Source organism: Pseudomonas sp. GW821-FHT02A11 (assembly GCF_059421985.1).
In genome coordinates this window covers 199,780-225,616 of record NZ_JBWKWB010000002.1, presented here as the reverse complement: position 1 = coordinate 225,616, position 25,837 = coordinate 199,780, and the positions used below count along the sequence as shown (strand labels likewise).

The 25,837-nt window shown below is 61.6% G+C and carries 21 protein-coding genes and 1 pseudogene; 6 read left to right on the top strand and 16 right to left on the bottom strand.

Annotated features, from left to right (window positions below):
• Positions 1-55: 55 nt before the first annotated feature.
• The 3 genes from AC07V9_RS03520 to AC07V9_RS03510 form a co-directional block, all read right to left on the bottom strand.
• Positions 56-1,657 carry a lactate dehydrogenase gene (locus AC07V9_RS03520; protein WP_495014308.1) on the bottom strand — a complete coding sequence of 534 codons (1,602 nt, stop codon included), beginning with the start codon at positions 1,655-1,657 and terminating at the stop codon, positions 56-58.
• 112 nt (positions 1,658-1,769) lie between these two features.
• On the bottom strand, positions 1,770-3,671 hold the full coding sequence (locus tag AC07V9_RS03515) for a propionyl-CoA synthetase (RefSeq protein WP_495014307.1): 1,902 nt from the start codon (positions 3,669-3,671) through the stop codon (positions 1,770-1,772).
• 83 nt (positions 3,672-3,754) lie between these two features.
• On the bottom strand, positions 3,755-4,960 hold the full coding sequence (locus AC07V9_RS03510) for an MFS transporter (protein ID WP_495014306.1): 1,206 nt from the start codon (positions 4,958-4,960) through the stop codon (positions 3,755-3,757).
• A gap of 106 nt (positions 4,961-5,066) precedes the next feature.
• Here AC07V9_RS03510 and AC07V9_RS03505 point away from each other — a divergent pair, with 106 nt between their 5' ends.
• Both AC07V9_RS03505 and AC07V9_RS03500 read left to right on the top strand, forming a co-directional pair.
• On the top strand, positions 5,067-5,615 hold the full coding sequence (locus AC07V9_RS03505; protein WP_495014305.1) for a TetR/AcrR family transcriptional regulator: 549 nt from the start codon (positions 5,067-5,069) through the stop codon (positions 5,613-5,615).
• Positions 5,616-5,675: 60 nt separating this feature from the next.
• Positions 5,676-6,962: a leucine-rich repeat-containing protein kinase family protein gene (locus AC07V9_RS03500; RefSeq protein WP_495014304.1), complete on the top strand. Its 1,287-nt coding sequence runs from the start codon at positions 5,676-5,678 to the stop codon at positions 6,960-6,962.
• Positions 6,963-7,108: 146 nt separating this feature from the next.
• Here the strand turns inward: AC07V9_RS03500 and AC07V9_RS03495 are convergent, their stop codons facing one another.
• A complete protein-coding gene (locus AC07V9_RS03495; protein WP_495014303.1) occupies positions 7,109-7,813 on the bottom strand; it encodes a YebC/PmpR family DNA-binding transcriptional regulator in 705 nt (234 codons plus the stop codon).
• Positions 7,814-8,151: 338 nt separating this feature from the next.
• Here AC07V9_RS03495 and tssI point away from each other — a divergent pair, with 338 nt between their 5' ends.
• Positions 8,152-9,651, top strand: coding sequence for a type VI secretion system tip protein TssI/VgrG (tssI, locus tag AC07V9_RS03490; protein ID WP_495014302.1), 1,500 nt, complete (start codon positions 8,152-8,154; stop codon positions 9,649-9,651).
• On the opposite strand, the gene AC07V9_RS03485 is transcribed toward tssI, so the two are convergent.
• The 4 genes from AC07V9_RS03485 to AC07V9_RS03470 form a co-directional block, all read right to left on the bottom strand.
• Positions 9,652-10,425 (bottom strand): enoyl-CoA hydratase, encoded by a 774-nt coding sequence (locus tag AC07V9_RS03485; protein WP_495014301.1) that lies wholly within the window; start codon positions 10,423-10,425, stop codon positions 9,652-9,654.
• Positions 10,426-10,516: 91 nt separating this feature from the next.
• Positions 10,517-11,716: an acetyl-CoA C-acyltransferase gene (locus AC07V9_RS03480; protein ID WP_495014300.1), complete on the bottom strand. Its 1,200-nt coding sequence runs from the start codon at positions 11,714-11,716 to the stop codon at positions 10,517-10,519.
• Between the two features lie 16 nt (positions 11,717-11,732).
• Entirely contained in the window at positions 11,733-12,500 is a 768-nt protein-coding gene (locus tag AC07V9_RS03475) for an SDR family NAD(P)-dependent oxidoreductase (RefSeq protein WP_495014299.1), read from the bottom strand.
• A gap of 245 nt (positions 12,501-12,745) precedes the next feature.
• Positions 12,746-14,140 (bottom strand): MFS transporter, encoded by a 1,395-nt coding sequence (locus tag AC07V9_RS03470; RefSeq protein WP_495014298.1) that lies wholly within the window; start codon positions 14,138-14,140, stop codon positions 12,746-12,748.
• Positions 14,141-14,372: 232 nt separating this feature from the next.
• Between AC07V9_RS03470 and AC07V9_RS03465 the strand changes: the two genes are divergently transcribed.
• Positions 14,373-15,236 carry a shikimate dehydrogenase gene (locus tag AC07V9_RS03465; protein ID WP_495014297.1) on the top strand — a complete coding sequence of 288 codons (864 nt, stop codon included), beginning with the start codon at positions 14,373-14,375 and terminating at the stop codon, positions 15,234-15,236.
• 140 nt (positions 15,237-15,376) lie between these two features.
• On the opposite strand, the gene AC07V9_RS03460 is transcribed toward AC07V9_RS03465, so the two are convergent.
• Positions 15,377-16,048, bottom strand: coding sequence for a TetR/AcrR family transcriptional regulator (locus AC07V9_RS03460; RefSeq protein WP_495014296.1), 672 nt, complete (start codon positions 16,046-16,048; stop codon positions 15,377-15,379).
• An 89-nt stretch (positions 16,049-16,137) separates the two neighbouring features.
• A complete protein-coding gene (gene quiC / locus AC07V9_RS03455; protein ID WP_495014295.1) occupies positions 16,138-18,045 on the bottom strand; it encodes a 3-dehydroshikimate dehydratase QuiC in 1,908 nt (635 codons plus the stop codon).
• Positions 18,046-18,340: 295 nt separating this feature from the next.
• Here quiC and AC07V9_RS03450 point away from each other — a divergent pair, with 295 nt between their 5' ends.
• On the top strand, positions 18,341-19,684 hold the full coding sequence (locus AC07V9_RS03450; protein ID WP_495014294.1) for an MFS transporter: 1,344 nt from the start codon (positions 18,341-18,343) through the stop codon (positions 19,682-19,684).
• Between the two features lie 201 nt (positions 19,685-19,885).
• Here the strand turns inward: AC07V9_RS03450 and AC07V9_RS03445 are convergent, their stop codons facing one another.
• Positions 19,886-20,773 (bottom strand): DMT family transporter, encoded by an 888-nt coding sequence (locus AC07V9_RS03445; protein ID WP_495014293.1) that lies wholly within the window; start codon positions 20,771-20,773, stop codon positions 19,886-19,888.
• Positions 20,774-20,982: 209 nt separating this feature from the next.
• Between AC07V9_RS03445 and AC07V9_RS03440 the strand changes: the two are divergent.
• Positions 20,983-21,280, top strand: a pseudogene (locus tag AC07V9_RS03440) (OprD family outer membrane porin); the annotation flags it as partial.
• A 214-nt stretch (positions 21,281-21,494) separates the two neighbouring features.
• Here AC07V9_RS03440 and pcaC read toward each other — a convergent pair.
• The 5 genes from pcaC to pcaQ all read right to left on the bottom strand — a co-directional run bounded on the left by pcaC (position 21,495) and on the right by pcaQ (position 25,707).
• Positions 21,495-21,890, bottom strand: coding sequence for a 4-carboxymuconolactone decarboxylase (gene pcaC / locus AC07V9_RS03435; protein WP_495014292.1), 396 nt, complete (start codon positions 21,888-21,890; stop codon positions 21,495-21,497).
• A 16-nt stretch (positions 21,891-21,906) separates the two neighbouring features.
• Positions 21,907-23,271 carry a 3-carboxy-cis,cis-muconate cycloisomerase gene (locus AC07V9_RS03430; protein ID WP_495014291.1) on the bottom strand — a complete coding sequence of 455 codons (1,365 nt, stop codon included), beginning with the start codon at positions 23,269-23,271 and terminating at the stop codon, positions 21,907-21,909.
• A gap of 45 nt (positions 23,272-23,316) precedes the next feature.
• The gene (pcaG, locus tag AC07V9_RS03425) at positions 23,317-23,919 is read right to left on the bottom strand and encodes a protocatechuate 3,4-dioxygenase subunit alpha (RefSeq protein ID WP_495014290.1); all 603 of its coding nucleotides are present in this window, start codon (positions 23,917-23,919) and stop codon (positions 23,317-23,319) included.
• 12 nt (positions 23,920-23,931) lie between these two features.
• Complete coding sequence (gene pcaH / locus AC07V9_RS03420) at positions 23,932-24,651, bottom strand: protocatechuate 3,4-dioxygenase subunit beta (RefSeq protein ID WP_495014289.1); 720 nt, start codon at positions 24,649-24,651, stop codon at positions 23,932-23,934.
• A gap of 126 nt (positions 24,652-24,777) precedes the next feature.
• Entirely contained in the window at positions 24,778-25,707 is a 930-nt protein-coding gene (pcaQ, locus tag AC07V9_RS03415) for a pca operon transcription factor PcaQ (protein WP_495014288.1), read from the bottom strand.
• Between the last annotated feature and the right edge of the window lie 130 nt (positions 25,708-25,837).

Below are 25,837 nucleotides of genomic sequence, written 5' to 3'. Positions count from 1 at the left end.
TCGCTACACAGGGATTGGCGAGTTCAGAAATCAATGTGCTGGCCGTACCTCAACCTCAGCTATCGAGCTTGCCCGGATCGTTCTGCAGCAGCACCTGGCTTTGAATCCCGGCCAGGGTCTCTTTGAGCGTCGACGTGCCCCGCCCCAGTTTCGCTTCCTTGTCTTGCTGCAGCGCCTGTTGCAGCACGCTGAGGAAGTTACGGGTTTTATTCGACGACGATGGAGTCAGGGTCTGACTCTCCAGATGACCCATCACATATTTGGAAATACGCGTGGACTGACTCGCCGACTGAGTGACAGACGCCTGCACCAGCGCTCCCTTGTCGTAGCCGATGCTGGCCTTGCTGCTGGCAGAATCGTTGATCTCGTAATACAGGTAGTTCTGCGATTTCGGGTCGCGGCTCAATTCCAGCTTCTGCCCGGCTGTCAGCGGCTTGTGATAAGCCGCGACCAGATGCGACTGCTGGTCCTGCACCACGGTGCGGTTGAGCTGATCACGGCCCTTGGCTTGGGTTTTCTGCGACAGATCATAAGCAAAGCTGTCCAGCTCGTCGGGGCGCGCCGGGTTGCTGGCTTCGGTTTTCTCTTTGACCGACGCGCTGAAGTCGGCCAGGCCTGTGAGCAGGCCGTGATCGGTGTCGGTAAGCTGGATCGAGTTGACCGTCTGTGGCGCGGTCGACTCGCGCACGCCTGGGTAGTGGCTGTGCAGGGTCTTGAAGGCATCCTCGAACATGGACAACAGCGCAGGATCGCCGTCGCCTCGCTTGCGCGCCGCCTCGATCTGACTGACATACCCCTTCAACGCCTTGTCCTGCTGGTCGCTGTTGCCGATGATCGCGGCATTTTTCAGGTCCACGGACACATCCAGGTCCCCGGACGGCCCGCTCAGGCGCACCGAACGCTGGTCTTCATCGGCCTGCAGCGAGAAGGTCTGGATGCTGCCGTCGTCGAGCTTGAAGCGGGTGTTCAGGTCGATCGACGAAAACACCTGGCTGTCGAACTGGGTCAAGGCGTCGAGCTTGAGTTGCGGCGGCTTGGCCGTCAGGCCGTCGATGGCCGATTGAAAACCATCGGCCATCTTGCCCAAGGCCTGAAGTTCATCATCGCTCAGTTCGCCACCACTGACATCCGTCTTGACCGCCAGGCCGTTGTCGCTGGCGGACAAGGTCAATTGCACGGCTTTGCCACTGGCGGTCTTGAGGGTCAGGCTGATGGTGTTGTTGTCAGGAGTGTCGCTGCGCAATTTTGCCTGGGCGGCTGACAGCTCGGCAGGCTCCAGCGCCGAACCGGTGGTTGAGCGAATCACCGACTGGGAAATGTTCTGGCCGGTCTGCGCAAGCTGAGTGAGCAGCGTTGCTCCCAGCCCTTGAAAGCGGGCAGCGCCATACGTGGTGTTGAAGTTGCCCATCATGTTCAGCGAGACCTTGTCCTGCCGGGTGTATTCCCAGGCAGGCGCCACGGCGGCATTGGCGAACAGGCTGCGCACGCTGTAGGTCTGGGCAGCGGCGACGCGGGTGTCTTCGCCCAGGGTCACGACCGACGAGGGTGAGGCAGCCGTGCTTGCAGATTCGGCGAACGCGCTGACTACCGGGGTGGTCGCCGCTGTGTTCGCAACAACCAGGGGTTGCGTGGCCGAGATCGAAGAAATCGCTGTCATGGCAGCTCCATGCTTGAACGGATCGTTATTGTCCTGCCAAGCATGTCGGCCGCCGCCATGACAACTTGAAGCAAATGTATCGTCCGTGACACATTTTTCTACAAACCCCTGCTCAAGCCAGAGCGCTGGCGATTTCCCCCAGAATCGCCGGATCGTCGATGGTCGCGGGCACCGTGTACGCCTCGCCATCGGCGATCTTGCGCAGCACCGCACGCAAGGTCTTGCCCGAGCGGGTTTTTGGCAAGCGCTTGACGATGACCACCCGATTGAAACAGGCCAGCGCGCCGATACGTTCACGCACCCGTGCGATCAGTTCTCGCTGTACCTCTTCTGCACCCTGCTCCACACCATCCTTGAGCACCACCAACGCCAGCGGCACCTGACCCTTGATCTCGTCGTGTACGCCAATCACCGCACTCTCTGCGACTGCGGGGTGCTGGCCGACCAAGTCTTCCATCTCGCCCGTGGACAAGCGATGCCCCGAGACGTTTATCACATCATCCGTGCGCCCCATGATGTAGACGAAACCCTGCTCGTCGATGAAGCCTCCATCTCCGGTGTTGTAGTAACCGGGGAAGGTTTGCAAGTACGCCTGCAGGTAGCGCGAATGGTCGCCCCATAGCGTTTGGCTGCAGCCCGGCGGCAAGGGCAAGGCGATGACGATCGAGCCCTGTTCGCCCGGTTTGAGCAGGCGTCCTTCTTCATCGACCACCTGAACGGCATAACCCGGCACAGCGCGATTGCTTGACCCCGGAGCCGGTTCATGGCCTTCCAGGCCCAGGCACGGCGCGGTCACCGGCCAGCCGGTTTCGGTCTGCCACCAGTGATCGAGCACCGGCTTGCCGGTCAGCCGTTCAAGCCAGTGGTGGGTGCTGGAGTCGAGTTTCTCCCCGGCCAGAAACAGCTGGCGAATCGAACTCAAGTCACGCCCCTCAAGCAGGCGCCCTTCGGGGTCTTCCTTGCGAATCGCGCGCATCGCGGTCGGGGCGCAGAACAGCGCATTGACCCGATACTGCTCGATAATACGCCAGTACGCCCCGGCATTCGGGGTCCGGATCGGTTTGCCTTCGTAGAAAATCGTCGTGCAACCAGCCATCAGCGGCCCGTAGACGATCAGCGTATGACCGACCACCCAGCCCACATCGGAAATCCCCCACCAGACGTCCCCGGCGCGCATGCCGTACACCTGATTCAGGGTGTAGCGCATTGCCACGGCATGGCCGCCGTTTTCGCGCACGATGCCTTTGGGTTTGCCGGTCGTGCCGGAGGTATAGAGGATGTAAAGCGGATCGAGGCTCGATACCGGCACAGGCCCCACCGGCTCGACACCTTCCAGCGCCTGTTGCCAGTCCAGATCCCTGCCCGCCTGCAACGGCGCGACGCATTGCGGGCGCTGCCAGAGCAGCATGTGTTCAGGCTGAAACCGCGTCAGGGTCAGGGCCTTGTCGACTAAAGGCTTGTAAGGAATCACCCGGTCGAACTCCAGCCCGCAGGACGCGGTGAGCAGCAAACGGGGTTTGAGGTCATCGATGCGCAGGGCCAGTTCGTGGGGCGCAAAGCCGCCAAACACCACGGAATGCACCGCACCGATCCGTGCACAGGCGAGCATGGCCATGGCCGCCTGGGGGATCATCGGCATGTAGATGATCACGCCGTCGCCCTTCTCCACGCCCATCTGGCGCAGCAGCCCAGCCAGCCGTGCGACCTCGTCACGCAATTGATCAAAGGTGAAACTGGCCTGATGGTCAGTGACGGGCGAGTCGTAGATCAGCGCCAGTTGGTCGCCGCGCCCCAACTCGATCTGATGATCCAGCGCCAGATAGCTACTGTTGAGCTGGCCGTCGGCGAACCAGCGATGGGTGCCGTCAGGCATGGCCTGCAGCGTTTGTGTGGGGGCGTGGTACCAGGCCACCTGCCGTGCCTGCTCGGCCCAATAGGCTTCGGGGGCCTCAATGGACTGCTGATGATGCCGGGTGTAATGCGCGCTGGCGGGCGCGTCGCTTCTGTCATTCATCCGTGGTTCCCTGTGATTGTTTTTATGAGGGCTGACAACACAGCAAAGAAACTAGCAGAAGCTCGAGCGCCCGCCACGCCAGATCAGGCCGCCCTGGCGTCTGCACTGCGGCGGATCAGCAGACCGCCCAGCGCCAGCAGGGCCAGCACGACCACGACAGCGCCGTAAACGTTGGTGGTGACGATCAGGCCTTCGGTCTTGACCGCCAGCCCCGCCAGCAACGCCGGGATGCAGAACGCCAGGTAACTCAGCGCCAGGAACGCCGACATCAGACCGGCCCGCTCGTGAGCATGAGCCAGGGGCAGCAACAGACGCAGCGCCCCGAGAAAGCTTGCGCCAAAACCGATGCCTGCCACCACGGCGCCAGTGAAGAACAGCCAGAGCCAGCCCAGATCCACTGCCACCAGCACCACCGAAACCCCGACCGCCAGGAAACTGCAGCCGACCAACAGCGCCAGCCGCGGCGCCTTGAGGCGCAGGTTCATGATCGAAATCGCACCGCTGATCGTCAGCGCGGCCACGGCAAGGCCTCCGTTGAGCACCGAGGTCGACCCAGTGGCCGCCGCCAGCAATGAAGGCGCCAGCGACAGGAAGAAGCCTCCCAGCGCCCACGCCGCGATGTCCGCCGGCAATACCAGCAGCAAGGTGCTGCGCGCCCTTTGCGGCACCGACAGCGCCGGCTTCAGGGTTCTCAGCACACCGGGCTGCGGCGTCACGGTTTCCTGCACCCACCACAGGTATAGCAACTGCCCAACGAACGCCGCCAGCAGCAACGCGTACGCCAGTATCATTGGCCACGGCGCGTATTGCACCAGTGCGCTGGTGCCGAGCGCGCCCAACGCCATGCCGAACATGGGCGCGATGCTGTTGATCAGCGGCCCTTGGGTTTGCGAGGTGTCGAGCATTGCAGCGCCGAGGGCACTGGTGGCGATCCCCGTGGCGATGCCCTGCAACACGCGAGCAGCAATCAACCAGCTGACATCGGTGGCGCTGATAAACAGCAGCAGGGACACAATCTCCAGCACCAGCGCCGCGAAGATCACCGGACGCCGCCCCAGATAATCCGAGAGTGAACCGAACACCAGCAGCGTCGCCAGCAGGCTCAAGGCATACACGGCAAAAATCAGCGTCAGCAGAGCCGAGGAAAAGCCCCAGGCTTGTTGGTAAACGTGATAAAGCGGCGTCGGCGCGCTGGAGGCGGCGAAAAAGCACAGCATCACGAACGCCAGGTAAACCAGGTGGCTTGGGCCCCGACCATCGTGTTGCGGGTTCTGCAAAGAATCAGACACGAGTACACTCTCCCGAAAAAGCACACCACAAAAGCTACGAATTTGCGTTAGAGAGTGTGCGAGCAGATTCTGCTTAAAGCAAATACTTTGTGTTAAGGTCCGCTCCATGGCTATCAAAGAAGGTATACGCACTGGCGGGCGCAGCGCCCGGGTGCAGACATCGATCCACGCCGCAGTGCGCGATCTGCTGCAGGAACAGGAGCGTTCGGCGCTCAGCGTGCCCATGATTGCTGCCCGCGCAGGCGTGACGCCGTCGACCATTTACCGGCGCTGGGGCGACCTCACTTCATTGCTCGCCGATGCCGCAGTCGAGCGCCTTCGCCCTGACGAACCGGTAGATTGCGGCAACCTGCGCGACGACCTGCGCACCTGGGTCGAGGTCTATCTGGAAGAGACCAACTCGGCGCCGGGCCGAGAAATGATGCGCGATGTGGTGGCCAGCAGCGCCACGTTGTGCTCGGGCAAGTGCCTGAACATGGTCCGCGATCAGCTGCAAATCATCATCGATCGTGCGCAATTGCGCGGCGAACGCAGCCCATGCGCCGATGAATTGATCGACGCCGTGGTGGCGCCGATGGTTTACCGCATTCTCTACGCCGAGTCGGCCCCTACTCTTGCACGCATGCACCAGTTGCTTGATCGCTGCCTGGGCTGAGCGCAAACGCTGCCAACTCGCTATGATGGCGGGCCAACGGACTCTGGGGGCCTCACCCTTATGCACACCCTCGCAGATCTGCGCGCCGGCACACTGGCGGGCATCAAGCGGCTGGACCTCAGCTGCGGCCTCACGGCATTTCCTGACGAGATTTTCAGCCTCAGCGACTCGCTGGAAGTGCTGAACCTGACCGACAACCAGTTGACCGACTTGCCCGCCGATCTGCACCGGCTCAAGCATCTCAAAATCCTGTTCTGCTCCAACAACCCGTTCACCCGGCTGCCGGAAGCCCTCGGTCAGTGCGAGAATCTGTTTTTCATCGGCTTCAAGGCCTGCCGCATCAGCGAGGTGTCCCCTCGCGCCCTGCCGCCCAGCCTGAGCTCCCTGGTACTGACCGACAACCGCCTCGAGTCGCTGCCGGACGAGCTGGGCCAGTGCAGGCACCTGCAAAAGCTCATGCTTTCGGGCAATCGCCTGCAGCAGCTGCCGCAATCCCTGCAACACTGCACGCGTCTTGAACTGCTGCGCATCGCCTCCAACCGGATTCGCCAATTGCCGCGGTGGCTGCTGCAAATGCCCTCCCTCGCCTGGCTGGCCTTCTCCGGCAACCCGCTCAATGACATCCACACCGAAGCACCGATCCGGCAGATTCCCTGGCAGCAACTGACGCTGCACAAACTGCTCGGCGAAGGGGCTTCAGGGGTGATTCAGCAAGCTCAGTGGCTCGATGAAGACGGCATTGCGCAGCAAGTGGCCGTCAAACTCTACAAGGGCGAGCTGACCAGCGATGGCACGCCTTCGAACGAGATGGCCGCCTGCATCGCGGCAGGCCAGCACACGAATCTGATCCCGGTCGAAGGCCAGGTATTCGGTCATCCGCAGCAGGCGCGCGGACTGGTGATGCAGCTGATCTCCCCAAGCTTTCTCACCCTGGCCCGGCCGCCGAGCCTGGAATCCTGCACCCGGGATGTCTACAACGGCACGCGGCTGAGTGTGCCGACCTTAAGACGCATGGTTCGTGGGATCGCTTCGGCCTGCCGCCATTTGCATGCCCACGGCATCAATCACGGCGACCTGTACGCCCACAACGTGCTGTGGGAAGAAAGCGGCGAGAGTCTGTTGGGAGACTTTGGCGCGGCGGCGTTTTATCCCGATGCGGATACGGGATTGCTGCTCGAGCGCATCGAGGTGCAAGCATTCGGAATCTTGCTGGGGGAGTTGCTGACGTGTTGCGACGGGACGGATGAGCAAACCGCAGCGCTACGGGAATTGCAGGCGAGCTGTGTTCAGTCAGCGCCAATGGGGCGCCCGGCCTTTGCAGAAATAGAAGGCCTGCTGGCTCCCTGACGTGGACCCTGAACCGATACAACGGACGCGTAACCTGTGGGAGCGAATTCATTCGCGAGAAGGCAGTTCCGGCGACACATCACTGGTGTCTGGAGCCTTTTCGCAACTGAATTCGCTCCCACAGAAAACGATCGATCTAAGTCGAATCAGCCCGCCAGACCTACATAGAATTCCTGCACGTCATCATGGCTGTCGATGGCCTCCAAAAACGCCTCGACCTCGGCCATTTGTTCATCGCTCAGGCCCGACACCGGATTTTTCGGGCGATAGCCGATTTTTGCCGACTCCACGTTAAAACCCTGATCAGGCAGCGCCTTGCACACGGCGTCCAGGTCGGTGGTCTCGGTGTAGAACAGGGTTACACCATCATCACCGGCTTCGACGTCCTGAGCACCGGCTTCGATCGCCGCTTCATCCGGATCGGCGTCGGCCTTGGTGGCAGTGGCTTCGATCATGCCCAGGTGTTCGAAATCCCAGGTCACGGAACCCGAAGCGCCCAGTTGGCCCTTGCGGAACAGTACGCGGATCTCGGCAACGGTGCGGTTCACGTTGTCGGTCAGGCACTCGACGATCACCGGCACCTGGTGCGGCGCGAAGCCTTCGTAGGTGAGTTTTTCGAAGTGAACGTGCTCGCCCAGCAAACCCGCGCCCTTCTTGATCGCACGCTCCAGGGTTTCACGGGGCATCGAGGCTTTTTTCGCCTGTTCGACCACCAGACGCAGACGGGAGTTCATGTCCGGGTCGGCACCGGCGCGCGCGGCAATCATGATTTCCTTGGATAGCTTGCCGAAAATCTTGCCCTTGGCGTTGGCTGCTGCTTCTTTGTGTTTGACCTTCCACTGTGCGCCCATGATTGCTCTCTTGTCTCAATGGCGATTGACCGTCGCGATGCGCCCTGCGTGGCGCGCAGGACAGCAGACGATTAATGCTGAATAGGGTGATCGGTACGTCGACGCGCCACGACGAAATCGGGCGCCCGCCGCATTTTATACGCGCGGGCGCCAGATGAAACCCCCGACGTGCTGCCATCGATCAAGCAGAGGCCAATAAGTTTCGAGGAAAACATCGCCGCAACGGCCGAGATTAGTCGATCCGACCTGTAGGCCATTTCCGAAAATCGAGAATGCGCCCTTTTGCTCTGTGGCTTTACGTACCCTCTGCACCTCGAAATTTCAGGGTGTACCAGCAGATGCGCGACGACTCGCACGTGACAATGACCTTGGCCATCGACGGCGGCCCGCACGATTTCCAGGTCATCGGGGTCAACGGCCGCGATCAACTGAACGCACCGTTCTGCTTCGAGGTCGACTTGGTGAGCGCTGCCCCTGCGCTGGCCTGCCACTCGTTTGTGCAACGCAGTGCCTGGCTGCAACTGGCTCGCGGTGACGACGTTGGCGACGGCATACACGGACGGATTCAGCAGATGCATCAGTTACACGCAGGTCAGCCGCTGAGCCTGTATCGCCTGCTGTTGATGCCCGCCTTGCAACACCTGGCCGGAGCGCCCCGGCGCCAAGTGTTCAACGGCCTGAGCGTGCCCGACATCATTGCCACGTTGCTACATCATCACCAGCTTCCTGACAGCGGCTTTCGCTTCGAGCGTTTTTTCGGCGTCTATCCACCGCGCGAACACTGCCTGCAATACGACGAAAGCGACATGCACTTTCTCTGTCGACTGTGTGAGGAAGAAGGCATCAGCTTTCGCTTCGAACACGCTCCCGATCGCCACGTGCTGGTGTTTTCCGATGACCCGACAGGGTTTCCTGAATGGCCCGCTGCCACAGCGGTGGACCATCTTGCCGAGCGTCTTTCGGCACGCGACTGCTACAGCACTCACGCAGGCGAGTATTACTCCCCGCCCAGCACAGGCGCCACGTCAGCGAAGGCGGACGCCGACAACCAAAAACGCTGGATGCCCTACGGGCTGAATACCTCCCCCGAGCGGCTGGGGCAGGTGCGCGGGCGCTTGCTGGAGCGTCTACGCTGCGAGCGCCGGGACATCATCGGGAGCAGTGTTCAGCCCTCCCTGCGCAGTGGTCAGGTGATTCGGGTCGAACATCACCCTGATCCGCTGTTCAACGACCAATGGCTGCTGACTGGCGTACGGCACACGGCCTGGCAACTGGCGCCACTGCGCAGGTGTTCGGCCCGCGAAGTGATGCACATGGTGCAGGCGATGGCGTCTGCAAGCGCCATCAAAGGCACCCCCGGCGTGTTGGCGCTCAAGCCTGCCGGGATGAAATCGCCGCTTGCGCATTACGAGAATCATTTTCAGGTCCTTCCATGGACGATGCCGTTTCGTCCGGCCTTGAACCATCCCAAAGCGCTGGCCACCGGCGCGGAGCGGGCCATGCAACTGGGCGACGAACCCGACCGCACGGGCCGTGTGCGAATCCGCTATGACTGGCAAACCGAGGATGCTCCCCAGGCCAGCCACGCCCGAACGGTCAGTCGCCTGGATCGCCAGCCTGCGGGAGCCAGGCTCAGCGTGCGGTTTTTCGAGGGTGACCCCGACCAACCGCTGGTGTGTGGCGTGCTGGACGAAGCCGCGCCCACGCCACAGACGCCCCAAACGGCGGGACTGAGCATCGACAGCCAGAGGCCGCTGAGGCTCAGAAGCGCCAAAGCCACACTGAACATCACAGAAGGCGGCGTTCATTACAGCCCCTTGGCCACCAAGGACGCGTGATCAACGATGTCTGAACACCGGTTCGCGCTTTTCGATGAACGCCGCCATGCCTTCTTTCTGATCTTCACTGGCAAACGCTGAATGAAACACGCGGCGCTCGAAACGAATACCTTCGGACAGGCTGACTTCGAAGGCACGGTTGACGCTCTCCTTGACCATCATTGTCACCGGCAGCGACTTGGCGGCGATGCCCTCGGCGACCTTCAGGGCCTCTTCGAGCAGTTGCTCTTGGGGCACGATGCGCGCAACCAGTCCCGAACGCTCCGCTTCGATGGCATCGATCATGCGCCCGGTCAGGCACATTTCCATGGCCTTGGCCTTGCCGACAGCACGAGTCAGGCGCTGGGTGCCGCCCATGCCCGGCAACACGCCGAGCTTGATTTCCGGCTGGCCGAATTTTGCGTTGTCGGCCGCCAGAATGAAATCGCACATCAGCGCCAGCTCACAGCCGCCACCCAAGGCGAAACCCGACACCGCCGCGATGATCGGTTTGCGTCGGGCGGCGACGCGATCGCTGTCGCTGAACAGGTCGTCAAGGTAAATCTGCGGATAGGTCAGCTCGGCCATTTCCTTGATATCCGCACCCGCGGCGAAGGCCTTGGCGGAGCCGGTCAGGACAATGCAGCCCACCCCACGATCCTGCTCCAGCTCCTCCAGGGCGTGGTTGAGTTCGCTGATCAACTGTGCGTTCAGGGCATTAAGTGCCTGCGGACGGTTGAGCGTAAGCAGCGCAACGCGACCTTTGACTTCTTTTAGGATTGTTTTGTAACTCATTGTTATTTATCCATTTAGTGGACTGGTTGCGCATCTCGAAACTATGTTATCCAGCTTTAACAAGTGCTTTTAAGCGATTGATTTTTATAAATTAATAAATCTCAACCGCCATCGCTGTCGCCTCACCGCCGCCGATGCAGATCGCCGCCACGCCACGCTTCAATCCACGCTGTTTAAGAGCAGACAGCAGCGTCACCAGTATTCGCGCTCCTGAGGCACCGATGGGGTGACCCAGCGCGCAGGCGCCGCCGTTGACGTTGACCTTCTCGTGGGAGAGCGCCAGCTTGCTCATGGTCACCAACGCGACGACGGCGAAGGCTTCGTTGATCTCGAACAGATCGACCTCGCCCAGCGACCAGCCGGTCTTGCTCATCAACTTTTCAATGGCGCCGATGGGGGCGGTCGGGAACAGGCCGGGTTTACTGGCGTAAGCGGCGTGCCCGCGAATCACCGCCAGTGGCGTCAAGCCTCGCCGTTGCGCTTCTGACTCACGCATCAGGGTCAGGGCAGCGGCGCCATCGGAGATCGAGCTGGAGTTGGCTGCGGTCACCGTACCGCCCTCACGAAAGGCCGGTTTGAGCTGGGGAATCTTGTCCAGCCTGGCCTTGGGCGGCTGCTCGTCCTGGCTGATGCTCTTCTGCTCTTTGCCGACGGTCACTTCAAGCGGCACGATTTCGGCCTCGAACCGGCCTTGCTTCATCGCTTCCTGGGCGCGGGTCAGGGAAGCGACGGCGAAGGCGTCCTGCGCCTCACGACTGAAACCCTCGAACGACGCACACTCTTCGGCAAACGTGCCCATGAGACGTCCGCGCTCGTAGGCGTCCTCCAGACCGTCGTAGAACATGTGGTCGATCACCTGCCCGTGGCCCATGCGGTAGCCGCTGCGCGCCTTGTCCAGCAGGTACGGGGCGTTGGACATGCTTTCCATGCCCCCGGCGACTACCACGTCGGCGCTGCCAGCCAGCAACAGGTCGTGGGCCATGATCGCCGCCTGCATGCCCGAGCCGCACATCTTGTTCAACGTGGTGCACAGGGTGCCATTGCCCAGGCCCGCGCCAAGGGCCGCTTGACGGGCTGGCGCCTGGCCCAGCCCCGCAGGCAGCACACAGCCGAACAACACCTGCTCGACCTCGCTGGCCGGGAGGCTGGCGCGTTCAACGGCGGCGCGAATGGCCGCTGAGCCCAGTTGCGGCGCGGTGAGGCTCTTCAGGTCACCCTGAAAGCCGCCCATGGGCGTGCGCACTGCACTGACGATAACAACCGGGTCGTGTTGATGGGGGTTCAAACTCATGATGGAACGTCCTCGATTAGCGGGCAGCCATGCGCAGGGCACCGTCGAGACGGATCACCTCACCGTTGAGCATGCTGTTCTCGATGATATGGCGCGCCAGCGCGGCGTATTCGTCGGGTTTGCCCAGGCGCGGCGGGAACGGCACACCGGCAGACAGGCTTTCGCGCACTTGCGGGGTCATCCCGGCCATCATCGGTGTTTCGAAAATGCCGGGGGCAATGGTCATGACGCGAATGCCGAAGCGCGCCAGTTCACGGGCGGCAGGTAATGTCAGGCTGGCGATGGCGCCTTTGGACGCCGCGTAAGCCGCCTGGCCAATCTGGCCATCGAACGCGGCGACCGACGCGGTGTTGATGATCACCCCACGCTCGCCGTCTCCATCCGGGGTGCCTTCGGCCATGGCTGCAGCAGCCAGACGCAGCAGGTTGAAGCTGCCAATCAGGTTGACGTTGATGACTCGACTGAAGCTCTCCAGACCGTGAGGGCCTTCCTTGCCGAGGATTTTTTCGGCACCCACGATGCCTGCGCAGTTGATCAGGCCGTTGACCTGACCGAACTCGGCCAGTGCCTTGTCGACCGCTGCCTTGGCCGCCTGTTCATCGGTGATGTCGGTGACACTGGCGCGGGCATTGGCGCCGAGCGTTTGCACCTGCGCGTCGAGCGCCTGGGCATTGACATCCACCAGCAGCACCCTGGCACCCGCCTCGATCAGCATCTGCGCCGTCGCCGCGCCCAGGCCCGAAGCGCCGCCACTGACCAGAAACACCTTGCCTTCGATCTGCATGATTGTGGCTTCCTTACACTTTTATTGTTTGAGTGAGGAAATACTCCGCCCTGCTGCGGCGATGGGCAATAGTCAAAGCGCGCAACCCGGGTGACGGTTTTAGCCACATCAGATCGGCAGTCGATTCGGTGGGAGCGAATTCATTCGCAAGACATTCGTACATCCGACGCCTGTTTCTCGGCTGTATTGGCCTCTGGCGAATGAGTTCGCTCCCACAGCGATTGATCTGCGTCGCGGCAGCTAAATCACGCCTTGCGCTGCAGCACGGCCTCCCCCGACTGCGCCGACAGCCGTCGGTTATCCAGCAACGCCAAGAGCGCAATGAGCGCCACCCAGACAAACGTCAGCTGGAAATCCGCGGTCTGTGCCTGCCCTGCATTACTGTGCAACAACATCGAGCCGCGCAGCAACAACGCCGCAATCGCCACCCCCAATCCCATGCTCAATTGAAAGAACATGCTGAACATCGTCGAAGCATCGCTCATCTGCGCCTTGGGCACGTCGGCAAAGCCCAAGGTGTTAAACGCGGTGAACTGCATGGAGCGAGACAGGCCGCCCACAAAAAGGATCAGCAGGATCAAAGGCCAGCCCATGCGCTCATCGAGCAGCGCGCAGGCGGCAATGGCCACCACGCCAATCAAGCCATTGACCATCAGCACCGGGCGAAAACCCCAGCGTTGCATGATCGCGCTGGTAAAAGGCTTCATCGCCAGATTTCCCGCGAACACGCCGAGCACCAGCAAACCGGCGTCGAACGCAGACAGACCAAAACCAAGCTGAAACATCAGCGGCAGCAGAAACGGCAAGGTGCTGATGGCGATGCGAAACAGCGACCCGCCCAGCAGGCTGACGCTAAAGGTGCGAATGCTGATCACCGCCACGTTCATCAGCGGCTCGTTGCGCCTGCGCATGTGCATCCACGCCAGAGCGCCACTGACCAGCCCGACACCCGTCAACAACAGGCCCGGCCATTGACTGGCGCGCCCCTGACCGAGCATTTCCATGCCGTACAGGATCGCCATGCAGGCCACGCCCACCAGCACGAAACCGCCGAAATCGAAGGCGCGCTGGCTGACCTCGTTACGCCGGGGGATCAGCACCCAGGTGGCGATCAGCGCCAGAATACCCAGCGGCAAATTCAGGTAGAAAATCCACGGCCAGGAGGCGTGGGTGACGATCAACCCGCCCAGCGGCGGGCCAAGCACCGGGGCCACCAGGCCTGGCCAGGTGATCAGCGAAATCGCCCGCACCAGGTCCTTCTTTTCAGTCCCGCGCATCACGGCCAGGCGCCCGACCGGGACCATCATCGCCCCGCTGATGCCCTGCAATACCCGGGCGGCAACGAAGGCTTCGAGGCTGGTGCTGATGCCGCACAACAGCGAGGAAGCGGTAAACAGCACGATCGCCCCGCCAAACACCAGACGCGACCCCAGACGATCGGCCAGCCAGCCGCTGATGGGAATGAACGCAGCAATCGCGAGCATGTAGGCGCTCATGCCGATGTTCAGGTCCACCGCGGCGACGCCAAAGGTCCCGGCCATCTGTGGCAGGGCGGTGGCGATTACCGTGGCGTCGAGGTTTTCCATGAAGAACGTAACCGCGACCAGCAGAGCGATCAGCGTCGATTGGCGTTGCGACATCGGCGGCATTCCTTGATCCGAAAACGGCTTACAGCGCTCTAGGGTATCTGTTTCAAGGTATTACGCGCACGGCGAAATGACCTCAGTGCTCAGCGCGCCAAGGAATTGGGCGATTACCGAACAGATTGGCAAATGAATGGCCCAGAGGTACTTCTGCGGAATTAACTATCTGGTACATTTTGCTCATATAAGGCTTCCGCCACCGGCAGCCCCATAACAAGAGCCCATCGTCATGACGTCATTCACCCCGAAACCCTCCATCCTCGCAGGCCTTATCGGCGCAGGCATCCAGGCCTCCCGTACCCCTTCACTGCACGAACACGAGGGTGACGCCCAAGGCATGCGCTACCTGTACCGGATCATCGATCTGGACGCGCAAAAGCTCGACGTCACCGCCCTGCCCCAATTGATCGACGGCGCTCAACGCTGCGGTTTTACCGGCCTGAACATCACCTTCCCATGCAAGCAGGCGGTCATGCCGCTGCTCGATGAATTGTCGGACGAGGCGCGCAGCATCGGCGCGGTCAATACCGTAGTGTTCAAAAATGGCAAGCGTATCGGCCATAACACCGATTGCCTGGGGTTTGCCGAAGGGTTGCGCCGTGGCCTGGGTGAGGTCGCGCGAGGACGCGTGGTGCAGATGGGTGCCGGCGGTGCGGGCGCAGCGGTGGCGTATGCCCTGCTGGCCGAGGGCGTCGAGCAATTGAGCGTATTCGAGGTCGACCCGGCCCGGGCCCAGAGTCTGGTGGATAACCTCAACGCCCACTTCGGTGCCGGGCGCGCGCGCGTGGGTCATGATTTGCCATCAGCGATGGCCATTGCCGATGGCCTGGTCAACACCACGCCGGTGGGCATGGCCAAACTGCCCGGCATACCGCTGCCGCCGGAACTGCTGCACGTAAAACTGTGGGTCGCGGAAATCATCTATTTCCCACTGGAAACCGAACTGCTCGCCCACGCCCGACGCCTGGGCTGCCGCACGCTGGATGGCAGCACCATGGCAGTGTTTCAGGCAGTCAAGGCGTTCGAGCTGTTTACCGGTGAGCAGGCCGATGCAGCGCGGATGCAGGCGTTTTTCAGATCGCTGGATGCCTGAAGTCGCTACAGAACCTGTAGGAGACGTCGGAGGTTACGACGGCAGCGAATGCGGTGGGTCAGTAAGACCGCTTTCGCGACTGTCGCACAGCTCCAGTTACTCCTACAGAGGCTCGTCCGACCGAGCCCCACGGATCGGACTCAGGGCGCCAGGTAGCGCGTCACCGAATCACAGACCATCTCCTTGTGCCGCGCCTTGACCTCGGCGTCTTCCAGTTCGATCTGGAAGATTTCCGAGAAGGTGTGACGGTTGGACACGCGATAGAAGCAGAACGAGCTGATCAGCATGTGCAGGTCGACCGCCTGCACGCCTTGACGGAACACCCCTGCCTTTTCCCCGCGACGTAGCGTCTCGTCCAGCGCCAGCAGCACATGCTGGCTGAGCGCGCGGATCGTCGGTGATTGCTTGACGTTTTCGCCGTTGTGGATGTTCTCGATGCAGACGATGCGCACGAAATCGACGTTGCGGTCGTGGTGATCGAAGGTGAATTCCACCAGCCGCCGGATCGCCTCCATCGGCGACAGCACATCGAGATTGAGGCCACTTTCGGTATGGCGAATGTCGCCGTACAACTTCTCCAGTACTTCGCTGTACAGCTGTTCCTTGCTGTTGAAGTAGTAGTAGATCATCCGTTTGGAGGTTTGCGTGCGTTCAGCGATGGCGTCGACCCGGGCGCCTGACAGGCCCTGGGCGACGAACTCGGCGACGGCGGCCTGAAGGATGCCGTCGCGGGTTTTCTCGGGGTTGTTCTTGCGGCTCTTTCGTGGCGTCTCTACGGATGCTTGGAGAAGAGTGTCGTCGACAGTTTTCATACTTGGCTCACGACCACGGTGGAATCGCGCGATTATGAGCCGCGCCGCCCTGTTACGGAAGCGGCATATGCCAGCATGCCATCAGCCCGTCACAATCGCGCCTGCCGCGACACCCCACTGCGCGACTTGGCCATCGCCGTCAGACGCACCGCCACGTTGGCCGCGCCGTAACCAACGTAACCGTTCTTGCGTTGCAGGATTTCGAAGAAGAAGCGGTCATCGAAGGCTTCGGTGTAGACGTGAAACAGCTCGCCACCGTTGGCATCGCGGTCGTAGAGGACGTTGTAATAGGCCAGCTCGCTGAGGAATTCATCATCGAAATCGAAGCGCGCCGCCAGGTCGTCGTAGTAGTTGAGCGGGATGTCGAGCAGCTGCACGCCTGCCTCTTTCGCCCGCGCCACTTGAGCGAAAATGTCTTCGCAGGAGAAGGCAATGTGGTGCACGCCCGAGCCGCGATAGCTCGACAGCGCGTGGAAAATGGCGGTGTTGCGGTTCTCCGAAATGTTCAAGGGCAGACGTACCGTGCTGCAGCGACTGCGCAATGCGCGGCTTTTGACCAGGCCGTACGGGTCTGGCAGCACCACTTCGTCGTCGGCCTCGAAATCCAGCAGGCTTTTGTAGAACAGCACCCAGCTGTCGAGACTGTCGGCAGGCAGCGCCATGGCCATGTGGTCAATGCGCTGCAGGCCGCCATTGGTATTGGACGTGGCACTGATGTTGAAATCGCTGTCATAGATCGACTGCCCCGGCGCAGCAGGCTCGACCAGATAAATCAGGCTGCCATCTGGCGCGCGCACTGCCGGAATCTCCCGCTCGTTCGGCCCGACCAGGCCACGATACGGCTGGCCCTTGTACTGCCGCGCGCGCTCCAGCGCCGCGTTGCCGTTCTCGACGCGCAAGGCCGTGGCGCACAGTGACGGGCCGTGGGATTCGAAGAAGCTGTGGGCGAAGGAGTAGGGTTCGGCGTTGAGCACGATCTTGATATCGCCCTGCCCCAGCAGGCTCACGGCCTTGGAGCGGTGCTGGCCCAGCTTGGCGAAACCCAGGCTCTGCAGCCAGGTGCCAAGGCGCGCGCCTTGGGCGTCATCAACTGCGAATTCGAGAAACTCGACCCCGTCGTACGTGCTGGCAGGCGGAGGACTGAACAGCAACTCGGGCGCAACCGGCTGGGCCTCTTTGGCCAACAGGTCGCGGGTTTTCTCTTCCAGGTACAGCAGCGAACGCAGGCCATCGGCGGCGTTGGCCCGTGGTGGCGCGGCGCGGAAACCGTCGTTGAAGATCTCCAGCGACAGCGGGCCGATGTAGCCGCTGCGCAGAATCGGCGCCAAAAAGCCCGGCAGGTCGAACTCACCTTGGCCCGGGAAGCAACGGAAGTGACGACTCCACTCCAGCACGTCCATGGCCAGAATCGGCGCATCGGCCATTTGCACGAAAAAGATCTTGTCGCCCGGAATGTCGGCAATCGCGCTCGGATCGCCCTTGAGTGACAGGGTGTGGAAGCTGTCGAGCAGCACGCCCAGCGCGGGATGATCGACCTGCTTTACCAGCTTCCACACCTGCTGCCAGGTGTTGACATGGCGGCCCCAGGCCAGCGCCTCATAACCCACTCGCAGCTTGCGCGCGCCCGCCCGTTCGGCCAGCAGCGCGAGGTCGCCCAGCAGAATGTTTTCTTCACCCAGGGAGTCCGCAGCCGTGTTGCTGCACACCAGCACCAGGTCAGTACCCAGTTCCTGCATCAGCTCGAACTTGCGCTCGGCGCGGTCGACGTTGCGTTGCAGGCGATCACGGCGGCACCCTTCGAAGTCGCGAAATGGCTGGAACAAGGTGATGGCGATGCCCAGATCGGCGCACATCTGGCGTACGTTGCGCGGGCTGCCGTCGTAGTACAGCAGGTCGTTTTCGAAGATTTCCACGCCATCAAAACCGGCGGCGGCAATGGCTTCGAGTTTTTCCGGCAGGGTTCCGCTCAAGGAAACGGTGGCAATCGAGCGTTGCATGATCATCTGACTCCTGGGTAAAGGCACCCGGCGGGCAGTTCTGTGGCTGATGTTCAGGTGTAAAGCGATTATTCTCCCGGTGTTCTGTGATCGCAATTTAAATGTACGGACTGGTTAGTATTGTGTTCGATAATCGCCCAGAAGTGCCGTGAGTCAATTGACGCCCCTACCGACGCGCTCCACCATCGTCCTCACATTGTCGGACAAGGCTCAGCGTTACACCGATGCCGCCTTGCATCGGTTCAAGCGTTACACAGACAACAACCATAACAATTCCAAGACAGGTTAAATGCTCATGCGCTCATACCCTGCTTCCCCTGCGCCCACCGCCGCCACGCCGGCGCACCCTCACGCCGGGATCGGTGAAAAGATCCGCGGCGCCCTCGCCATCGGCAAGACCCGCTGGGGCATGCTGGCCTTGGTGTTCTTCGCCACCACCCTCAACTACATCGACCGCGCCGCACTGGGCGTGATGCAGCCGATCCTGGCCAAACAAATGAGCTGGACGGCGATGGACTACGCCAACATCAACTTCTGGTTTCAGGTCGGTTACGCGATCGGCTTCGTACTCCAGGGCCGGTTCATCGACCGGGTCGGCGTCAAGCGCGCGTTCTTCCTCGCCGTACTGCTGTGGAGCTTCGCCACCGGCGCCCACGGCCTGGCGACCTCGGCGGTCGGTTTCATGGTCTGCCGCTTCATCCTCGGCCTGACGGAAGCGGCCAACTACCCGGCCTGCGTCAAGACCACACGGTTGTGGTTCCCGGCCGGTGAACGTGCCGTTGCGACCGGTATTTTCAACGCGGGCACCAACGTTGGCGCGATGGTCACGCCTGCGCTGCTGCCCTTGATCCTGACGGTCTGGGGCTGGCAAGCGGCGTTCATCTGCATGGGTTCGCTGGGGCTGATCTGGGTGATCACCTGGCGTCTGAAGTACTACAACCCTGAAGAACACCCAACCGTGCGTCAGAGCGAACTGGATTACATCAATCAGGGCAACGAGCCGGAGCCGGTTGAGGAAAAGGTCCCGTTCTCGAAAATCCTGAAAATGCGCGGCACCTGGGCCTTTGCCCTGGCCTACGCCATGACCGCGCCGGTGTTCTGGTTCTACCTGTACTGGCTGCCGCCGTTCCTCAATCAGCAATACAGCCTGGGCATCAGCGTGACGCAGATGGGCATTCCGCTGATTCTGATCTGGCTGACGGCGGACTTCGGCAGCATCGGTGGGGGGATTCTGTCGTCCTGGCTGATTGGCCGTGGCATGCGTGCGACCACGTCGCGCTTGGTGTCGATGCTGATTTTCGCGCTGACGATCATTTGTGTGGTGTTCGCGGCCAACGCCAGCGGGTTGTGGGTGGCGGTGGCAGCGATCGCGCTGGCGGTGGGTGCGCATCAGGCGTGGACGGCGAACATCTGGAGTCTGGTGATGGATTACACGCCCAAGCACATGATGAGCACGGTGTTCGGTTTTGGCGGGATGTGTGCGGCGATTGGCGGGATGTTCATGACGCAGATTGTCGGGGCGATCCTGACGGCGACGAACAATAACTACAACGTGTTGTTTACGTTGATTCCGGCGATGTATTTCATTGCCTTGACCTGGTTGTACTTTATGGCGCCGCGTAAGGTTGAGTTGGAGTGAGGGTTTGAATCGTTGGCAAAAACCGCGCTAGAGATGGCGCGGTTTTTTGCTGTTTGGGGGTGGGTTTGTGTGTATATCCGTTGGCGGTGGTGATGCTGATCGGATTCTGCCTAACGGCAGAACCTGCTGTAAGGGCGGAACCCATATCAGCGCCACCCGAGACGATGGATATACACCCAAACCTGCGAGCCAACGCGTCCCTTATCCCCCCGACCTCCTCTGTTGCCAAGCCGCCGCCAACCCACTCAAACAAATAATCGCAATCCCCGCCTGCGCCGTCAGCGAAGGCGCGTGATTGAACACCACATACCCCCAAAGCCCTGCAAATACGATTTGGCAATAGCCGAACGGCGCCAGCAACGCCGGCGCGGCAAAGCGAAACGCCTGGGTCAGCATCAAATGCGCCACCATCCCGCAGGTGCCCAGCGCCAGCATGAACGGAATGTGCTGCCACTGCGGTGATTGCCAGAAGAACGGCACGATCGCGCTCATCAACAGGCTATTGAACAGCCCCGCAAAAAAGTTACTGGTGGTCGGGCTGTCATGGGCCGCGACCAAACGGGTCAGCAGCTGATAACAGGCAAAACACAACGCCGAACCCAGCGGTAGCAACACCGCCGGCGTGAACAGCTCACCGCCTGGATGGACGATCACCATCACCCCGCTGAACCCCACCAGCACGGCAATCCACTGCCCGCGCGAGACGGTTTCCTTGAGCAGCGGCACCGACAAAGCTGTCACCAGCAAAGGCGCAAGAAAGTTGACCGCCGTGGCCTCGGCAATCGGGATGAACATCAGCCCGCTGGTGAACAACAGGCTGGTGCCCAGCAAGCAAGCCGCTCGCAAAGCCTGCAAGCCCGGCTTTTTCGTGCGCAGCACGCGCAGGCCGGACGAGGGCATGAAGATGCAGGCCATCAGCGCGGTGTGCACCACGTAGCGAACCCACACCACCATCATGATCGGGTAAATGCCGGACAAGTATTTGGAGAGGGTGTCGTGACTGGAAAACAGGAACGTCGCCAGGACAATCAATGCGATGCCCTTGAGCGGCTTGTTGACGCCGGAGAGCGGCGTGCTGGTGGTACTCATCAGCTGTCCTTTGGCCTTGCGTGAGTGCGTGGTCGGTCCGCTGCCTCTCCGGGCATTAGGGTAGACACAGAAAGCATATAGAAGGCGTCGTCAGATAACCAAACATACCTGACACATTTGGTCATTTTTCTGAACGCTCAGTAGCGGGTCGTTTAGCCATTGCCCGTCCAGTGTGAAAAAAACCCACGAGCATAGAAAAACCATAATTGAGTTTCGACAACGCCAAAGAGCGCTCCTGGCAGGGGCGTCACGACTTCGACTTCGCAGCCCTGGGCGTGCCGGGGCCGACCCTGATGAATCGCTACATCAAGGGCGACAACGTGCACACCGGCAGTATTACCGATGGCGACGAATGGGCGCGGGAGTCGGAGCTGGGGTACGTGATTCCGGCAGGGGAGTTTCAAGAACCTGTCGGTGCGCTGGCGCAACTTGACCATGCGCCGGGGCTTCAGCACCCATTCGTTCGACGAAAACCGGTTGATCGTGAGCTATCCGATGTCGATTTTGTCATTCGCAGAGCCCCTGTGGGACGAATTCATTCGCGAGAGCGCGGCACGTCCGCTGGAGAGGCATTGCCGACAAACCGATTTGCGGATGAATTTCGCTCCCACAGGGGTGACCGCGTTCATCTCCCACAGGGGGGACCGCATTCATCTGTAGGAGCGAATTCATTCGCTCCCACGGGTACAGTGCCCGCCTCAGATTGCGAACACCTAAACCTTTATTCCTGCAACGACTCAACCCCCAGCTCGTTCCACACCTCTTCGGCCAGGTGAAACGTCGCATTGGCCGCCGGAATCCCGCAGTAGATCGCGCTCTGCATCAGCACTTCCTTGATCTCATCGCGGGTCACGCCGTTGTTCCTGGCTGCGCGCAGGTGCAGGCGCAGTTCGCCTTCGCGGTTCATGCCAATAAGCATGGCGATGGTGATCAGGCTGCGGGTGTGGCGCGGCAAGCCCGGACGGGTCCAGATGTCGCCCCAGGCGTGGCGGGTGATCATTTCCTGGAACTCGCCATTGAATGGCGTGAGTTTTTCCAGGCTGCGGTCCACGTGGGCATCGCCCAGCACTTCGCGGCGCACTTTCATGCCCGCTTCGTAACGTTGTTTCTCGTCCATTTTCGGTCCAGTCGGATTAACGAAGATTGAATGCCTGATGATCAGCCACCGCGCGTTTGACCCAACGCCTGGACTGACCCAGGTAATGCGTGGGATCGAGCAGGCTGTCCAGCGCGGATGCCGACAGCTGCGCCGTGACACCGGGCTCGGCGCCCAATACCTCACGCAAGTGCTTGCCCTGCTCCACCGCCCGGCGGCAGCACTGCTCGACGACATGGTGCGCGGCGTCGCGGCCGATGCGTCCAGACAGGGCCATGCTGACGGCTTCAGCGAGCACCAGGCCGTGGGTCAGGTCGAGGTTGTGCAGCATGCGCTGGGCATCCACCTCAAGCCCGGGAATGACCGCCAGTGCCTGTTGCAGCGAGCCCGAGACCAGACAGCACAGCTCGGGCAGCGTTTCCCATTCGGCATGCCACAGGCCCAGGCTGCGTTCGTGCTCCTGGGGCATGGCACTGAGCATGGTTGCCACCAGCCCTGGCGCGCGGGTCGCTGCCGCGATCATCACCGCCGCGCCCACTGGGTTGCGTTTGTGCGGCATCGTTGATGAGCCGCCCTTGCCCGCTGCGGCAGGCTCGAACAGCTCACCGGCCTCGGTCTGCATCAACAGGCTGATGTCGCGGCCGAACTTGCCCAGACTGCCAGCGATCAGGCCCAGAAAGCTGGCGAACTCCACCAGACGGTCGCGCTGGGTGTGCCAGGGCTGGTCCGGCAGGTTGAGCTTGAGGTCCTTGGCCAGCGCTTCGGCGATGGGAAACGCCATTTCACCCAACGCCGCAAGACTGCCCGATGCCCCGCCGAACTGCAGGCACAACAGGCGCGGCCTGAGTTCTTTGAGGCGCTGGCGGTGACGCGTGACCGCGCCCAGCCAGCCAGCGATTTTCGCGCCGAGGGTCACCGGGGTGGCCTGTTGCAGCCAGGTACGCCCGGCCATGGGCACACCGGCGTGGCGCTGGGCCTGTTGCGCCAGGCCTTCGGCGAGGTTGGCCAGGTCCTGTTCCAGCAGGTTCATCGCGTTGCGCAGTTGCAGCACCAGCCCGCTGTCCATCACGTCCTGGCTGGTGGCGCCCATGTGCACGTAGCGTTCGGCGTGTTCGTTGCGCGAGGCGATCTGCCTGCCCAGCGCCTTGACCAGCGGGATCGCCGAATTGCCGGCGTTGCCGATGGCCACGGCCAGGGCGTCGAATTCATACAGCGAGGCATCGCAGGCGGCCACGATGTCGCCGACCACCTCGACGGGAATCGCCCCGACAGCGGCTTCTGCCCGCGCCAGCGCAGCCTCGAAATCGAGCATGCCTTGCACCCTTCCTTCATCGCAGAAGATCTGCGACATGGCCTGCTGGGTGAAATATCGGTCGAAGAGTTGGTTACCGGATCTGCTCAACGTACTGCTCCTGACGACTCGTCCATAGCGTTCATCCTGTCGTGGTCAGAAATCGAAGAACACGGTCTCGTCTTCGCCCTGCACACGGATGTCGAAACGATAGGCGACTTTGCCGTCCACCGTGCTCCGTTTGGCCACCAATGTTTGCCTGCGCGCCGGTTGCTCGATCAGGTTCAGCACCGGGTCCACCGCGTTGCTCTGTGCTTCGTCGTCGAAATACAGGCGCGTCTGGAGATGAATATTGATGCCCCGGGCGAACAGCGACACGTTGATGTGGGGCGCCATCGGCACACCGGCAGCGTTGCGCACCACACCCGGCTTGATGGTCTTGACCACCCATTCGCCCTCATCCGTCGTGGCGGTGCGGCCGAAACTGTTGAAGGGTTTGCTCAGGCTGTATTGGCTGTCGTACTCGCCGTCGGCATTGGCCTGCCACAGCTCCAGGAAGGAGTCCCGAATCAGGTGGCCGTTGCCGTCGTAGACGTGCCCCAGCAGCACAATGTGCTCGCCGGGTGCACCGGGTTTGGCCATTTCATTCCAGATTTCCTGCTCGCGGGCCGGGTTGCCGGCGGCTTCCAGGGCCAGACCAATGTGCACGTAAGGGCCAGCCGTCTGGGAAGGGGTTTCCGGCAGAATTTGAACGGGCATGGGCAACCCTCCTCAGACGTTTTCGAAGTGAGTCTTGCGCTGGCCGCGCAGGACGATATCAAAGCGATAAGCCAGGCAATCCATCGGATTGGCCATGCTCATGTCGAGTCTGGCGATCAGGCTCTGCACCGCTTCAGGATCGGCAATGGACTTGACGATCGGGCACATCGGGATCAGCGGATCGCCTTCGAAATACAGCTGGGTGATCAGCTTGGTGGAAATCGACGGGCCGCTGATGGAAAAGTGGATGTGCGCCGGCCGCCAGTCGTTGGGGCCGTTGCGCCATGGGTATGGGCCGGGTTTGACGGTGCGGAAGATGTAGTTGCCGTCGCGGTCGGTGAGGCAACGGCCAACGCCCCCGAAATTGGGGTCCAGCGGCGCCAGATAGGCGTCTTTCTTGTGGCGATAGCGCCCGCCGGCGTTGGCTTGCCACATCTCCACCAGGGTGTGCGGGATCGGCTTGCCGTACTGGTCGATCACTCGACCGGCGACGATGATGCGCTCGCCAATGGGCAGGCCGCCGTTGTTGAAGTTCAGCAGCAGGTCGGCGTCATGGCGACCAAATTGCAGGTGGGAAAAATCCGGGCCGGTGGTTTCCGAGGCGGATTGCGCAATGCTGACCAACGCCTGGCGCGGCGAGCGCAGGATCGAGGTCTTGTAGTCGGGCGTCAGGGCTTTGGGGTGCCAATTACGGTCGCGAATGGCGAAACGGCTGTCGTGGGCGTCAGACATGCCAGTCTCCTGTTGTCATTATTGGAGGTCGCGCCTGTCTGAAGCTTCAGCAGGCGATGACCCCAGTGTCTCCCGCGCTCGCCCCGGCTAAAACTGAAATTAACGCGACCATCCATAACCAAATGGTTATGGATAAGCCCCTTCCCGATAGGCCTGTGCCACTTCCCGCAGCACGTCCACGCACCACTGCGCGGCGAGCGACAGCGGTAAAGCCGGGTTGCTGCACAGCCCTACCGAACCGCCCGGTTCGCGAATGCCCAACTCCAGTTCCACCAGCTCTCCACGGGTCAGGTCCTGTCGCACAGCATCGAACGGCGCGATCCACACGGCGTCGCTGCATTGTACGTAGCGACGGCTGAGGGTCAGCGACAGGGTTTCCAGACGCTGACGAGGCGGGTTGATGCCGTGCTGCACGAACAGGCTGTCGGCGAATTTGCGGATGGTGGTGCCTGCCGACGGCAACACCAGCGGGAAGTCCTCCAGCGAGGCGCGACTGTCACCGCCCGCCAGCAGCGGGTGGCCGTCGCGGACCACCAGGGTCATGGATTCGCTGTACAGGTGCTCGAAGCTCAAGCCCAGGATCTGCGGACTGTCGGTCATGCGTCCGACCACCAGATCCAGTTCGCCCAGTCGCAACTGCGACAACAGATAGGCACTGGGCCCGGTGGCGACGCTGACCACCAGCGCCGGGTGACGCGCATGCAGGCGACAGATCACCTCAGGCACCAACAGACTTTCGACAGTGGACAGCACGCCCAGGCGCACGGCCACCGGCTCATGTTCACCGGAGCGCAAGCTGTTAACCCCCTCGCGCAACGCCTGCACGCTGGGCCCGGCATAACGCATAAAGGCCACGCCGGCCTCGGTCAGCGCGGCGCCGCTTTTGCTGCGCTCGAACAGGCTCGCCGACAGCAGCCCCTCCAGTTCCTTGAGGGTTTTGGACAGGGCCGGCTGGCTGATCGCGAGCTTGTCCGACGCCTTGGCCAGACTGCCCTGACGCGCCACTTCGAGGAAACACACCAGATGACGAAATTTGATGCGGGTGTCGATGTTCACGTTTGAATAAAGCCTTCAAGTCTGTCAGCCATTGCAGGCACGCCGCAGTTCCCTGTAGGAGCAGTCGGAGGTTACGACGGCCGCGAACGCGGTGTGTCAGGCGGCATTGATGTAGCTGAGCCACCGCATT